Origin of the sequence: Lactobacillus kimbladii (assembly GCF_000970755.1) — a bacterium.
Lineage (GTDB): Bacteria > Bacillota > Bacilli > Lactobacillales > Lactobacillaceae > Lactobacillus > Lactobacillus kimbladii.
On record NZ_KQ034007.1, the window covers coordinates 1,801,265 to 1,815,720 of the forward strand.

Below are 14,456 nucleotides of genomic sequence, written 5' to 3' on the forward strand. Positions count from 1 at the left end.
ATTTCTCCTATTCTAGCAGAAGCGAATATTTGACATAGTGCTTCTTAGCTGGTACCAAGAAACTGAAACGTAATTTTTGATTACGCATGTCATATGAATAGCGCGGAATAGTAAAGTCCATTGTAAAAGGCTGCTTGCCGTTCGCTAATGCTTTATAAGGATTAATACTGTGGTGGCTTTTGTCATACAATTTTATTGAGGGATTGCTTGTACCATAAGGATTATTTAGATACATATTTTCTATAAAATTAGGATTGTTTTTTCTCTCGCCATAGAATGGCTGACCAGTTTGACGTATATGAAATTTAACTTTGGCTTGTACAGCGTCCTTACTTTTCTTAACTGCAGCTTCATGAACAATAAAGTTAACGTGATAGGCTTTTACCAATTCATTTTTGCGAAAAAGCTGTTCTTTAGTCACACCATACTGCTGAGGATGGGCGTTTACCTGGCGGTAGCGATAAAAGCCCACGCAGCCAACTACAATTATTATCACAATTAAGAAGCTCCATAATAATTTTTTATTTTTCATAATTTATTGTTCCTTCTTGTACATATAGCTTTTGCGTGGCGACTTTGTTTACAAACTCATGATCATGCGAAGCAATAACAAAGGTTGAACCTTTATGGTTATACCCATCAATCAATCTGATTAATTTACCAATACTTTCATGATCCAGCGCATTGGTAGGCTCATCCAGAACAATTAACGGATAGGCTCCAAGAAAAGCCTGTGCAATTCCTAATTTCTGCTTCATCCCCAGTGAAAATTTCTTAACTTTTTGTTTAGGAAACCTGGTTAAATCAAAGTATGCCAATAAATCATTAATCTGCTTTTCTTGAATATCCGGATCTAATTTTGCTAGCAAATCTAAGTTTTTATAAGCAGTAAATTCTTCTATTAAACTGGGATTTTCAATTAAAATTCCCGCTTTAATTGGATAAGGCTCTTGGACCTTCATCTTCTTACCATTAACTATGACTTCCCCACTGGTATTTATTAGACCTAAAATCGTTTTTAAGATTAACGTTTTACCGGAACCGTTTATTCCTTCTAAAACAGTAATACTGCCTTCCGGAATCTCTGCACTAACATCATGCAATAGTGGCCGTCTTTTCACTACTTTTCCTACTTCATTTAATTCAATAAAACTCATTTTTTGCTCCTTACTCTACACTAAAGAAATGGTCAATAATCCCATAAACAATCACCATAATCAAAGTTGCCAGCACTAATAATAAAAAACCAGGGAAATTAAATCTCATAATTATCAAGTTATTCAAAGGATTTAATGGCCACTTTAAAAGAGATGTCATTATCAAAAGTGAAGCTGGAATAATCAGACCCAATGCCGAATTAAACTTTCCAATTGTACCTTGCAAAATAAGCGTGAAGTATATTCCTAAAAAATTGTTGATGAAAAGTAGTGGGATCGCCTGCCAGTCAGCTAAATTAAAAAAAGACAAAGAGGGCAATTTAAATAAAGCCGTAACAAGCAACATAACTAAAAGTGTAACAAACACATAGGCAAAAGCTATTACTCCCATTAATAACATAGTGACGACAGTAAAATTTTTCGGTGGAATTTGTAATCCTCTTAGGTGCATAATGGTAGTTTGCCAAAGCAGTTTAAAGCTATTTAATACAATAAGCAGTGGTATTAAGAAATAGACCAGCCACAAAATAAAATTAAAAGATGTACCTTGACTGGTATCGGCAAAGAAAAGATTAAATATAGAAGTATGTGAACTATTAATTAGCTGCGTACTGAGAAAAATAATTGAAAAGCAGATCAAACTTAGCCAGCAAATAAAACGGAAGCGAATTATTTGCCATAAATATAGTAATTGATTCCAAAACAAACGTTTCATAAAGACCTTCTTTTTAAGAGTGGGGGTAGCCGCAACAATAAAGATAAATTAATTTGACTATTATAAATAGCCAGTTTTTGTTTCTTATTTTTTCATTATCGTTTAATTCTATACATTCATAGTACCATTTTAGAATTATTAAAAATAGTAGAATTAGACTTTTAATAATCTGGTTCACTATAACGGTCAGTAATTAAATAGACAATTAGCATTAATAGCGTTGTAACTAATAACAACAGAATATTGTTCTTATTGATCCGCAACAACATTAAACTATTGAGCGGATTATATTTCCAAGTGGTATAAACAGTCATTATAAGCCAACTAAATGGAATAATTATGCCCAGTGGAGCATTGAAGCGACCGATAGTGGCCTGAATTATCAACAACAGAAATATTCCTAAAAAATTAATAATGACCAGTACTAATAAAGCTGATAATCCGTTAAATTGTAATACTTTAAAATTTTTTAGCCAGGAATAATCAGTCACTAAAGCCATAATTCCTTCTGTTAGTGCCACATAGATAATGGTGATTAATCCCATTAATCCAACGTTAACTACAGCGAAACTTAAAGGAGAGTATCTCAAACCTCGCAATTGCATTCCCCTTACTTGCCACAATTGTTTAAAACCGCTTAAGACTATTAGTAGCGGTACTACAAAATAAACAAACCAAAAAACAGGCAAAATAACTTGGCGTGATTTAACAGCGTTAAAATCAACACCCATGAAAAAAATAGGAACTATAGCAGAATTAGGCATTAATTTCAACATCAGTATTACAAAGCTTATTAAGCCTAACCAAAAAAGAAAGCGCGATTTTATTAGTTGCCACAAAAATAAAAATTGGTCCCAAAATAAATTTACAAGAGATGCTTTTGAGCCTACCGCTTTAGAATGCAATTGTTCTCTCCTTATTTGTTTACACTCGCACTAGTCAAAAATGAAAAAGCTTACACTAATGATACCACTTGTTCAAAATTTAAAAAAAACTATTAAATTTGGCAGTACAACTTTAATAATGTTTTTATTATATCTAGACATACAAAAGAGCTTCCTAATTATTATTGAGAGCGCTAAAATAACTTTAATTCGTAATACAATAAGTATAAGAAAGGAATTTTCATGATTAGAAAATGTGAAGTTGCTGACAGTCCAGCTATTCAAAAAATCAATCAAATTGAACTAGGTTATGATTATCCTGTAGAAAAAACGGCTGCCAACATTAAAAGGCTGCTAAATGATCCTGAGCATCATTATCTCTGGGTCTTTGAAGATGATAGTACCAAAAAAGTTGAAGGTTATTTGCATGCAGAAGTTTTTGAAGAAACCTATTTTGACCCCATGTTCAACGTTTTAGCTTTAGCAGTAGATTCTTCTGTGCAAAAGAAAGGCATTGGCAGTCAACTTATGCATACTTTGGAAAAACAGGCTAAAAATTTAGGCATGAAAGAAATTAGGTTAAATTCAGGAGAATCACGTTTAGGTGCTCATAAATTTTACGAAAAACTGGGCTATACCAGTAATAAAATGCAGAAAAGATTTGGTAAAACCATAAAATAATTTTATTTAAACTGTAAAATATGACTTTATCGTTTTGATATCTTATCAAAATTAATAGAGGCTAAATTGATAAATAAAAAAATCAAGTTGGATTACTTTTTGATGGAGACTCAACCGAATACAAAGTTTCGATCATGTCGGACTAATATTAATGATGCTATTGATAAAAGTAAATTTGAGGTTCATCCAATATGGGTCACAAAAGAAGGACACCTAGCTGATGAAAAAGACTTTTATAAAGTTCTAGCAAATCCTAAATATATAATTAAAAATTCTAATAAAATTACAAATATATCAAACATGGCACAGCTTGCAAATTTACCGGAAATAGATATTTTCTTTACCATTATTCATGGGTAATTATACGAAGATTGCTGCCTGCATGGTCTTTTTAGATTTTTAAACAAACCATTTGTGGGCGACGATGTTTTGGCTGCAGCAGTTATAATGGACAAAGAATTGGTATTCCAGTAGCAAAATGAGTTTCAATCAAGCATATAAAATATAATGATAAGTGCAATAAAAAAAGAATACGAAAATTGCAATTTTAAGCTGAACACTCTACTTGATCTGATAGATGCAATCTAATCTTCTTTCGTATAATTCATCGGGTGTGTGGTAGGCTAAGATCTTGCGGGGCAGGTTATTGCACCATTCCTCAATGCCATAGATTTGCCTTAAGTCATAATCCTTGATGCACTTAAGCGCCGGATTAGCCGGTTGTGCCGCTCATACCAGAAACCACTTTATACAAACCAGAATTTTGCAGACTATAAATACCTAATAGAAATTCAAATATATAATTAAAATGATTTTTTATGGTAGGATCATTTTTAATTTGTAAATATTTTTTCTTTTCACAATTATAAAGAATCTTTTTTACTAAATCATTCGGTCTATGATATGGCTCAGTCATCATCGCACCAACTGCAGCATCCTTTAAAACCTCTAGTGTCCTATCAATAGGACCATGGTTAAAATGAGTAATCTTTCTAGAATTTTTAAATAATTCGTCTAGTTTTTCAGTAAAGTCATCATTTTGTTCTTGATTTGAATAAAGAATATTAACTAAATTATCTACATTGTTAGTATAACAAAATAAATCAGAAATAATATCTTGTTCTTTTTTCATTCGTTAAGCCTCGTTTGATATATTTTATTTTAACTTGCGAGTCCAATAGGGATCTGCATTCACTTTATTAAGCAAATTATTCAAAATTCGATATAAATTCTCATCATCATACTTATCTCTATTAGATCGAAGTGGATTTGCCTGCTGTTCAGAAAATTTATATGAATTTAACAGGGTATTTATGCTTGATACTATAGCTTTTTTTGCTTTTTTAGAGTTACGGCCTCTCATATTAAATTGACGTTTAATAGCTGCTAGTTTTAAAGTAAAGTCTACCCAATCACTAGAGAAAAAAAGGTCTTGAAGCTTTTCTAAAACTGAAAGTTCTTCATCAAAAAACAAATCTGAGGTAAAACAATCGCAACATGTATGAATTATATCTTCATAGCGATTATAAACAAAGTTTCCATAATTTTCATTCCTATATTCAAAGTTTAAGACATCAGTCTCTTTCGCAATTTCAATGTCATCAAGATAGGCTTTCCAAAAAGAAACATATTCATAGTCAGCAAGCTGTTCAATTTTTTCTACTTTTGATTCTATGGTTGGCGGATTTAAAGCTTTATACTTTAGGTCAGTTATATCTTCTTCTGGTTTTTTAAAACAGAATTCAACTAATAAGGCTTCAGCATCATATATATTTTTACCAAAATTTGATTTATTTTCTATTTCTCTGCATTCGGGTAAAAAGCGCTTAGTAACAGAATACTTATTAATTGATGGAAAACTTATTGCATCTTTTGGATGATAAGTAATTAATGACTGTAAACAACCAACTCTAAGCACATATAGCTGCTCCGTGAGCGTATATTTTTCCTTAATAACAGATATTTTATAATCTAAAAAATCGTATAAATATTCTAAACTTTCTTCTTCAAATTTACTAAGATCATAAATTTTAAGAACATACTCAAAAAGATAATCTTCTAGTAAATGAAATGAGTTTTTAATAAGTTCATTTGGTTTATGATATGGTTCTGCAATCATTGCGAAAGTACTTGCTTCTGTTATTTCATTAAAAAATGGCGAATTAAATTGCACATCAGATGTCGGAGAATTTAAAAAAGCAATAAGCATTTCGTAAATTGATTCATACCTAGAGCTAGGGTTTTCTGAAAATGCTAATTTTCTTAAAGATTCAGTGTCTTCCACAAAATCTAATAGTTTTGTAATAGGAATTGTAACTGCACTCTCATCTATAAAATACATAGTTGGATTATCCCAAAATCCGTAAGGATACTTTTTGTCAAAAGTAAGAATCCTATCTATTTCTTTATCAATAAAACTATTACTTTTTTTATTACTACGATCTTTCCTATATTTTTTTATATAATCATTATTCTTACAATTTTGATATAGTTCATTATACTTATCTTTATAAAACAGATATAGATAAATAATAAGGAGTTGCTGTACTGTCTGTACTCTGTCCTTTTTATCCTGTCTACAAAATTCATCTTCCACATAAGATAAAAAGTGATTAGCATCGCGTAATGTCCTATTTTCAGTGACAAAAAGGTTGCTTATTTCTGCTATGTCTGAATTTTCACCCAAATTTTCTGATATTATATTTTCGATTCCAGGACTAAAACTCTGAGGACTTAACACAAAAGGCAGAGCAATGACTTGATCAATTATCTTAGTCAAAAAATCATTTTTACTAGCCTCAATTTTTTGCAAGTCACCAACAAAAACAATTCTAGCTTTGCTTCCCTTCTTTTGAATAGCATTGAAAAACCTATAAAGTTCCTCCTGTATTTTTTTACTTAAACGATCAAAATCATCTATAATCAAGACGTTAGAACGGTTTTCACTATTTTTTCTTAAGGTAAGTATACTCCAGAACATACGAATTTTATCTACATTTATTAATTTATTCTTTGTTAAACTGAATAAGTTCGTTATTATTGCAAGTATTATAGTTACAATTGTAAACACATAGTTGGGCAAATTTCTTTGAATTACACCTTTAACAGCTAAGATAGAACTACAAATTATTGTTAGAGCGATAAAAATATATCCTATTGTTGTAGCTAAAGGATCCAATATAGGATGAGTAGCAGCAAAAATTTGTCTACTAAGACTTTCGTCAAAATCTGGTTTCCATAATTCTAAATAGATAAATTTTAGTTTACCGTTTGCTTGTTCTTCTACGTTTTTTAAATATTCTGTCTTTCCACTACCCCACTTGCCTTGTAAGAAAAAAGTCTTATTACTTCCATTTTTAAGTAATTTTGCAAATTCCTTTGCATAGTCATCAGTAGAAATAGTTGGGATGCACCATTTGTTCTTTCTCATTTTTATATATTCAATAACCATCAATAACTATATACCATGTTTTAAATTATAAAGCTAAAGATTGATATAGAAAAGTAAAATTATGAGAAAAATATACAATTAATTCTTGTATTGTCTTAGGCAAAAAATAAAAAGTGGGTGTAAAGAAATCAATAAAGTAATTTACTTAAATTAATGAATAACTCATATGATCATAACAATAAGAGTTTTAACGTCATAAAAGCAATGAATACAAAAAGACCAATTTCTAATGTATATTAGAAGTTAGTCTTAAATTATCACGTTAGCTTATTTTAATTTTAAAAGAAAGGTTTAAAATTCTCATTAATTATATTAGAATTTGAGTGATTTCCAAAACCACTGGTACAACTATTACGAATAAAACTGTTGAAGTAGTCACAACGTTGGTAGCGTATTGCACATCCCCGTGCGATTCACCCACTAAGATTGGCAAAACTGCCAAAGCAGGAGTAGCTGATTGCACAACTAAGGTTTGTTTAGCTAGACCTGTCAAGGATGGCAGCCAATTTGCACCAACAACAATTAAAAGCATCATTAAAGCCGGTACTAAGATAAAGCGGCCAAGCAATGCCCAAATGGTATCGCGGTCAAGGTGGATTGACTTCAAACCGGCATCTGCCAATATAATACCAATATAAATCAGTGACATCGGCGTGACGATGCCCCCAACCATGCTTAACACAGCCGTAATCCAACTAGGAATTGGTACTTCAACTAATAAGCAAATTAAGGCAATTAGAAAACCAACTAATGGTGCTGGCAACAATTTTTTCCAGTTGAATTTTTGTTGCTTTCCCTTTTGCTCAGTTGGGTCATCGCTAGAAATGAAGAAGACACCAATTGCCCAGGTAGAAACCGTATTTAACACATAATAAATTAAAAAGTACGGCATACTTTTTTGTCCAAATAAGGCAATATTTAATGGTAAACCAATAAAAATGGTATTGGCATTCGTAATGGCGTTAATAAAAGTACCTCGGCGGCCTTTGCGGATCCGCAGAAGCTTACATAATATCCATGCGAACAAATAACTTAAAGCAAAACAGATAATGGCATAGATCAGGCCACCTGTTAAGCCAAATAATTTTTGCCTGTTTAAATATTTTAAGACGGAAACAAAAATTGAAGCTGGTAAAGCAATATTCATAATTAAATAGGAAATATTGCCTTTAAACTGATCACCCAGTTTGCCACTGGTGCGTAGCCAATACCCTAAAGCAATTACAAGTAACAGCTCAACTACGCTAGTTAATGAAGTAATAAAGGCTTGCATTTATTCTCACTCCTGCTCATCTGCGTACTCTGGTGCCCAGCGAAGTGCTGCCACAGCTTTTTCACCATCTTGAAAATCATTTTGATTGAGGTGATCGGCAATTGCCTTGTTAGCCACTGCTTTTGCTACAGTTTGAGAAAAGACATTTAGTTTTTCAACTGGTGGCAAAACTGCTGCACCTGGTTTACTTGAATCAACAATGCCGCCAAGTGAGTGGGCCGCTACACTAATCGTTTCATCACTTAAAATCTTAGCATTAACTGCTAGAGCACCAAGACCAAGTCCTGGGTAGACCAAAGCATTGTTGGCTTGTCCGATTTCATACTTAATGCCCTCATAATCAACTGGATCAGCAGGAATACCAGTTGCTACCAAGGCTTTGCCCTTAGTCCAATGAATTAAATCTTCTGCTTTTGCCTCCGCTAATTGAGTTGGGTTTGACAATGGGAAAATAATTGGCCGCTCGGTATGGGTTGCCATTTCCGTCACAATATCCTGAGTGAAAGCACCTGAATGAGTTGAAGTTCCCACTAAAATATCAGGATGAACTGCTTGTACAACACTCTTTAGATCTTTGAGCTGGTCAGCATTGCTGAATTCAGAACGTTTCCTGACAAATGGTTTCTGAGCAGGTGTTAGTTCAGGCGTATCTTCAAAAAGCAGACCTTGTTTATCTACTAAGTAGAAATGCTTGCGCGCTTCTTCAGGTTGTAAGCCTGCTTGCAGCATCTCGGCATAGACTTGCTCAACGATTCCTGTACCAGCTGTTCCGGCTCCAAAACAGACATACTTTTGGTCTGTTAATTTCTGACCACTAATCTTTAATGCTCCCAAGATACCTGCCAAAACAATGACGCCAGTACCCTGAATATCATCATTAAAGGTTAAAATATGATCACGATACTGTTTTAAAATATTATCAGCATTATCTCGGCCAAAATCTTCAAAATGTAAATATAGTCCCGGAAATAATTTTTCTACTGTTTGCACAAAGCGATCAACAAATTGATAATATGGTTCACCATTTACGCGACGCTGATGGTTGCCTAGGTAGAGCGAATCATTAAGTAATTTATCATTATTAGTGCCAACATCCAGCACTACTGGCAATACACACGCCGGGTCAACACCAGCTGCAGCAGTATAAACCATCAACTTGCCAACAGAAATGTCAACTCCCTGTGTACCCCAGTCACCAATTCCTAAAATTTCTTCACCGTCAGTAACCACTATTAGTTTTATATCACGGCCATCAGCCGCATTTTTCAAACTATCTTCAATTTGATCAGGTTCATTAATTGACAAAAATGCGGCATATTGCGGATTTACAAACAAATGACTGTAATTTTCGATAGTCTCAGCTATCGTCGGGTCATACACAATCGGCATAAATTCTGTGACATGCTCACTGAAGACCTTAAAAAACAGCACCCGATTAGTATTAAAAACGGTCATCAAAAAAATTCGCTTTTCCAAATTAGTTGATTTTTCCTGATACTGCAGGTAAACTTCCCGCGCCTGCTCTTCTAATGACTGCACCTTAGGAGGTAACATCCCTGCCAGTTGATACTTTTTTCGCTGCTCTTCTGTAAAAGCAGTACCTTTGTTTAAAAATGGGTCATTCAACCTATCTTGTCCTGTTTTAGCCATTTTTTCACTCTCCGTCTATTTAATTATTATTAGCACGTACTATATGATTAGACTATAACCAGCATGTAAAAAGTGCAATAAATTAAGCTTATATTAACAGCATATAGTATATAATATGTGATTAAATATAGTTTTTATTAAAAATTGTGCAAATAAAAAACCAGTTCAAGTTAATGAATTGGCTTTTTATTCTATATAATAATTAATAAGCTGCTTTATGCCTGGTAGCGTGACTCACCATTTAAATAAGTTTCACTTAAAGTCATATCTGGGTTTAATACTAAGAAATCAGCGTCCTTATCAGGAGCAATTGAACCGCATTTATCGAGTACGTGCGCACTCTTAGCCGGAACATAAGAAGCCATCATAACAGCTTCTTCAGGAGTAGCAACGTTCCAGTCAACAACATTCTTGACTGCAGTCTTTAATTGCAAAATACTGCCGGCTAAATTATTGCCACCTTTCAAACGAGCCATGCCCTCCTTAACATAAACAGGCAATTCACCTAACATATAGTCACCGTCAGGCATCATGCCAGCTTCCATACAATCTGTGATTAAACAAATGTGTTCGGCACCTTTAAGCTGAACCAATGCACGCACCATTTCTTTTTGAACATGGTGACCGTCACAGATCAATTCATCTGTAACATTATGCAGAGCCATCGCAGCGTTAGAAATTGATGTATCATGGTGTGACGGATCAGGCATTCCGTTAAAAGTATGAGTAAACATTGTTGCACCAGCTTCAACACCGGCTTTAGCTTCTTCAAAGTCAGCACTCGAGTGCCCCAAAGAAACAACTACACCCTCTTTAACAGCAGCACGGATAAATTCCCGGGCACCTTTTCTCTCAGGCGCAAGAGATATTTTATTCAGCAGTCCTTTAGATTCTTCGCGCCACTCATTAAATTGATTAATATCAGGATCAAGCAAATATTTAGGGTTTTCTGCACCAGCATGTTCAGCGGTAAAGTATGGTCCTTCAAAATGCAACCCTTGAATTTTCGCACCAGTTTCTTCACCCTTATGAGCACCAAACATCTGGCAAATTTTGCTTAATGTATCTGCACCGGCAGTATAAGTCGTTGGCAGCCAGCTGGTAACGCCAGACCGTAAAAAGCCTTCTGACAGGCGATTAATTCCTGCCCAATCACTTTTCATCACGTCTTCTTTTAGTGAACCGTGTACATGAGTATCGACCAGTCCTGGTGCAATCCATTTGCCTTTATAATCTACTATTTTGCCTTCAGGTTTTTGATCTTCAGTATAGTAAAAGCCAAACTTGCCGTCATCTTGAACTTTTAAGTAACCACCTTGTTCTGTCACATTTTCAAGAAAGAATTTATCTGCATGAATATAATAAGTCATAATATTTTTGCCTTTCTTTTTAAAATAACCTCGTATTTATAGCTTAATTTTAGCTTAATCAACTGGTATTTACCAGTTCAATTTCAAATAGTACAGAAACTTTTTATTTTTTAGTTATAATAGTGGTATAGGTAACTAATTAGGAAACAAGAAATATGATTCAAAATACGCAAACAAATCAACATCAACTAGGAGCACTTACTGGTGCCAGCAAGTGTGACCACTATTACGAATTACATTTTGCTACGGGCGAAATTGCGCACTTTTACGTCTTAGCTGACGGCATTTTTCGTCTTTTAATTGATCCCGAGCAAAATTTTACTGAAAATCGAACGGAAACTATTCAATTAACCCAGTTTGATAATTCTGCCTTTGCAAAGTCGCAGGTTAGAGCCACCAATGATTCCTTAATTATTCATACTGGCAATTACCAAATTATTTTTGGGCAAAATCCAGCTGTTATAAGTATTTTTGATGAATCATTGCACCACAACAGGATGCACCAATCTCAGCCACTTGAACTTAGTTCAACCAAAACCCGTGAGTTTTTAACAGAAAATAAAAATGAATTTTTTTATGGTGGTGGCTTGCAAAATGGCTACTTTAGTCACAGAGGACACAAAATCGCAATTAAGCATGACCAAATAACCGGTAAAGGCGGGGTCATTATGCCTGTTCCTTTTTTCTGGTCGAATGCTGGTTATGGCGAATTAAGAAACACTACTGCAGCAGGAACTTATGATTTTGGCAAAACCAAGAGAGGAGTTACTGTTCTCACCCACCAAGATGCAGTTTTTGATGCATTTTACCTTCTTGGCACCAATCCTCAGGAAATTTTGCAGCGCTACTATACTTTGACGGGCAAACCGATGTTATTGCCAAAATATGCCTTAGGTCTGGGTCATATCGGCAATTTCTGTACAACCTTATGGCAGCCAAGTCAGGCTAAAGAGCGTAATGCCAGTAAAATTGGCAATAATTATTATACTCGTACAAAAGATGAAAAAGCCGCATCGGGCAAAGCTTCGCTTAACGGTGAAGAAAACTACCAGTTTTCCGCGCGGGCACTAATTGATCGCTATCACGCTATGCATTTTCCTTTGAGCTGGTTTGTGCCCAATTATGGTGTTCAAGCCAACAATCAACAAGCTCTTAGTTTCTTTAATGAATATGCGTTAAACCAAGACGTTTATCCCGGATTTTGGCACCAAAGCGAAGTCGAATTACCGGAAAAAACTGCTTTTACTTTTACTACTAATGAAATAGCGACTAAAGATAAAGCACAGCTTCAAAACGAATCACAAACAAAGCGTTCACTAGTGCTTGCTGATAGCGGCAGTACCGGCATGCAAAAAAACGCTGCTTTGATCTTTGGAGATGTTGGCGGCAACTGGGGCAATGTTGCTACACAAGTAGCTGGTATGCTCGGAGCAAATCTTTCAGGTCAGCCTTTAGTTGGTGCAGCAGTTGATGGACTAGAAGGCGGTGGCAATGCACAAATCAATGTCCGTGATTTTGAATGGAAATGTTTTACCCCACTGCTCTTTAACTTCGATGATCAGGGCAACTTCAGTAAAAACCCATTTGCTTATAATAGGAAAATAAGCGACATTAATTTGGCTTACCTCAAATTACGCCAGCATTTGACTAACTACCTATATACACTAAATGAACAGGCAAAAAATGGCGCGTTAATCATGCGTCCCCTTTTCAGTGACTTTCCAGACGAGCTGGCTAATTACACAGCACAGTTTGGCAATGAATTCATGTTAGGCTCCGATTTGTTAATTGCACCAATTACTAATGGCCGCGAAGATGAAAACGGAGATTCACGCAAAGATAATCTGTACTTACCCGGGAAGAAGACAATGTGGATTGATCTTTTTACAGGTAAAAAATATGCCGGTGGCAAGGTCTACAATAATTTATCTTTTCCATTATGGCACCTACCAGTCTTTGTTCGCGGTGGCAGTATTTTTGACTGGGGCAAGCGTGATTTTCTGCTTTACCCACAAGATCAAAGTGAGACAGTTATTTACAACGATAACTCTCAAGCCGCTGAATCCAATAATTCCACTACAAAAATTTTCAGTAAAACTGAAAATGAAACGTTGCTGGTAACTATTCCACCTATTGAAGGCAACTGGGAAAACCAAGATGTTGAACAGCCTACTAAACTGACTATTATGTGTGATTCTTACCCTGATCGCATCACTATTAAAATTAACGATCAAGTTGTCCCAGTGGAAGAATACGGATCGCTCGATGCTTTCAACCATGCTCGCGAAGGTATTTTTTACAATACTAATTATGGCTTGGATGAATTTAAACAATATCACAAGAACACGCAAACTGCCCTGCAAATAAAATTAGCAAGTCGAGACATTACCACAACTAAAATCGAAATTACAGTGCACAATTTTAATTATGGCAAGAAAGTTTTAGTACATGAAATTACCAGTGGCGTATTGCCTTCACCTAAATTGCCGGCAGTTGATTCAAGCAAAATTTCAGCTCATTCGTTCGAGCTTGCCTGGCCTCATGAAAGTGCAGTTCAGATAGAAGTTAACAATCTCCTTTATGTGGGCATTACCGGCAAAAATTTCACTTTTCACGAATTAACCCCTAATACTCGCTATATCATTAGAATGAGGTACGTAATAGGAAATAAAGTTTCTGAATGGTCTGATCTTTTCGGTGTTATTACCAAGCACGCTGCTAAAGATTATGCTATTGAAAATATTGAGGTAACCAGCAACTGTAATAGTAAAGAAAATCATCCCCTGTCTTATTTAACTGATCTTAAACTGGCAAGCGAATGGCAAACTAGGCAAACTGTTTCACCTGAACAACCACTGGAACTAACCTTTACTTTTGAAAAAGTTGAGAAATTAAGCAGAATGGTCTATGTGCCACGAAATATTGATCATAATGGTGATCCTCTTGTCGTTTCAATTGCTGTTTCAACGGATGGCGAGCAATATACTACCTATGCAGACCACTTGCAGTGGAAAGCTGACACGAAAAACAAGGTAGTTGGTCTGCGAGATGTCCGTGCAAAGAAAGTGCATTTGACTATCTATCAATCATCCGGTCCGATCATTGCTGCAAGAGAAATTATCTTTTTCAGGGCAAAAAGATAATAAATATAAACACAAAGCTAATATATACTGAGCCTCCAAAAGTTGTCCTAAACTTGGGGCTCTTTTATTTAAAAATTATATTAGACATTTAATTAAGCTTTTGGCTCATGATTTATCTATATATTTTAATCT

At 34.8% G+C, this 14,456-nt stretch carries 12 protein-coding genes and 1 pseudogene; 3 read left to right on the forward strand and 10 right to left on the reverse strand.

All coding sequences use genetic code 11. The features are described from left to right. Window positions 1–7 precede the first annotated feature (7 nt). The 4 genes from JF75_RS08865 to JF75_RS08880 form a co-directional block, all read right to left on the reverse strand. Window positions 8–532, reverse strand: coding sequence for a hypothetical protein (locus tag JF75_RS08865; RefSeq protein ID WP_046332704.1), 525 nt, complete (start codon window positions 530–532; stop codon window positions 8–10). Next, window positions 522–1,157: an ATP-binding cassette domain-containing protein gene (locus tag JF75_RS08870; protein ID WP_046332705.1), complete on the reverse strand. Its 636-nt coding sequence runs from the start codon at window positions 1,155–1,157 to the stop codon at window positions 522–524. Before JF75_RS08870 ends, JF75_RS08865 begins: the two co-directional genes overlap by 11 nt. Window positions 1,158–1,167: 10 nt before the next feature. After that, window positions 1,168–1,872 (reverse strand): hypothetical protein, encoded by a 705-nt coding sequence (locus JF75_RS08875; RefSeq protein ID WP_052726905.1) that lies wholly within the window; start codon window positions 1,870–1,872, stop codon window positions 1,168–1,170. Between the two features lie 161 nt (window positions 1,873–2,033). Next, window positions 2,034–2,636, reverse strand: coding sequence for a rhodopsin (locus JF75_RS08880; protein WP_141639330.1), 603 nt, complete (start codon window positions 2,634–2,636; stop codon window positions 2,034–2,036). A gap of 363 nt (window positions 2,637–2,999) precedes the next feature. Here JF75_RS08880 and JF75_RS08885 point away from each other — a divergent pair, with 363 nt between their 5' ends. Together JF75_RS08885 and JF75_RS08890 are read left to right on the forward strand one after the other, a co-directional pair. Further along, window positions 3,000–3,437: a GNAT family N-acetyltransferase gene (locus JF75_RS08885; protein WP_046332707.1), complete on the forward strand. Its 438-nt coding sequence runs from the start codon at window positions 3,000–3,002 to the stop codon at window positions 3,435–3,437. A gap of 66 nt (window positions 3,438–3,503) precedes the next feature. Next, on the forward strand, window positions 3,504–3,797 hold the full coding sequence (locus tag JF75_RS08890; RefSeq protein WP_052726906.1) for a D-alanine--D-alanine ligase: 294 nt from the start codon (window positions 3,504–3,506) through the stop codon (window positions 3,795–3,797). 201 nt (window positions 3,798–3,998) lie between these two features. On the opposite strand, the pseudogene JF75_RS10705 reads toward JF75_RS08890, so the two are convergent. The 6 genes and pseudogenes from JF75_RS10705 to nagA form a co-directional block, all read right to left on the reverse strand. Further along, window positions 3,999–4,109: pseudogene (locus tag JF75_RS10705) on the reverse strand (IS30 family transposase); the annotation flags it as partial. Window positions 4,110–4,149: 40 nt separating this feature from the next. Beyond that, window positions 4,150–4,569, reverse strand: a complete 420-nt coding sequence (locus tag JF75_RS08895; RefSeq protein WP_046332708.1) for a hypothetical protein — start codon at window positions 4,567–4,569, stop codon at window positions 4,150–4,152. 24 nt (window positions 4,570–4,593) lie between these two features. Further along, window positions 4,594–6,867: a P-loop NTPase fold protein gene (locus tag JF75_RS08900; RefSeq protein ID WP_167334218.1), complete on the reverse strand. Its 2,274-nt coding sequence runs from the start codon at window positions 6,865–6,867 to the stop codon at window positions 4,594–4,596. Window positions 6,868–7,195: 328 nt separating this feature from the next. Continuing rightward, a complete protein-coding gene (locus JF75_RS08905; protein ID WP_046332710.1) occupies window positions 7,196–8,161 on the reverse strand; it encodes an AEC family transporter in 966 nt (321 codons plus the stop codon). Between the two features lie 6 nt (window positions 8,162–8,167). Then, a complete protein-coding gene (locus JF75_RS08910; RefSeq protein WP_046332711.1) occupies window positions 8,168–9,811 on the reverse strand; it encodes a malolactic enzyme in 1,644 nt (547 codons plus the stop codon). Window positions 9,812–10,026: 215 nt separating this feature from the next. Next, window positions 10,027–11,181: an N-acetylglucosamine-6-phosphate deacetylase gene (nagA, locus tag JF75_RS08915; protein ID WP_046332712.1), complete on the reverse strand. Its 1,155-nt coding sequence runs from the start codon at window positions 11,179–11,181 to the stop codon at window positions 10,027–10,029. A 155-nt stretch (window positions 11,182–11,336) separates the two neighbouring features. Between nagA and JF75_RS08920 the strand changes: the two genes are divergently transcribed. Then, window positions 11,337–14,324, forward strand: a complete 2,988-nt coding sequence (locus JF75_RS08920) for a TIM-barrel domain-containing protein (protein WP_046332713.1) — start codon at window positions 11,337–11,339, stop codon at window positions 14,322–14,324. The last annotated feature ends 132 nt before the right edge of the window (window positions 14,325–14,456 follow it).

Bases quoted from the DNA above. Each gene is read 5' to 3' on its own strand.
- JF75_RS08910 (WP_046332711.1), bottom strand. From the start codon at position 9,811: ATGGCTAAAACAGGACAAGATAGGTTGAATGACCCATTTTTAAACAAA.
- JF75_RS08870 (WP_046332705.1), bottom strand. From the start codon at position 1,157: ATGAGTTTTATTGAATTAAATGAAGTAGGAAAAGTAGTGAAAAGACGG.
- JF75_RS08865 (WP_046332704.1), bottom strand. From the start codon at position 532: ATGAAAAATAAAAAATTATTATGGAGCTTCTTAATTGTGATAATAATT.
- JF75_RS08885 (WP_046332707.1), top strand. From the start codon at position 3,000: ATGATTAGAAAATGTGAAGTTGCTGACAGTCCAGCTATTCAAAAAATC.
- JF75_RS08895 (WP_046332708.1), bottom strand. From the start codon at position 4,569: ATGAAAAAAGAACAAGATATTATTTCTGATTTATTTTGTTATACTAAC.
- nagA (WP_046332712.1), bottom strand. From the start codon at position 11,181: ATGACTTATTATATTCATGCAGATAAATTCTTTCTTGAAAATGTGACA.
- JF75_RS08875 (WP_052726905.1), bottom strand. From the start codon at position 1,872: ATGAAACGTTTGTTTTGGAATCAATTACTATATTTATGGCAAATAATT.
- JF75_RS08920 (WP_046332713.1), top strand. From the start codon at position 11,337: ATGATTCAAAATACGCAAACAAATCAACATCAACTAGGAGCACTTACT.
- JF75_RS08905 (WP_046332710.1), bottom strand. From the start codon at position 8,161: ATGCAAGCCTTTATTACTTCATTAACTAGCGTAGTTGAGCTGTTACTT.
- JF75_RS08900 (WP_167334218.1), bottom strand. From the start codon at position 6,867: ATGAGAAAGAACAAATGGTGCATCCCAACTATTTCTACTGATGACTAT.
- JF75_RS08880 (WP_141639330.1), bottom strand. From the start codon at position 2,636: ATGCCTAATTCTGCTATAGTTCCTATTTTTTTCATGGGTGTTGATTTT.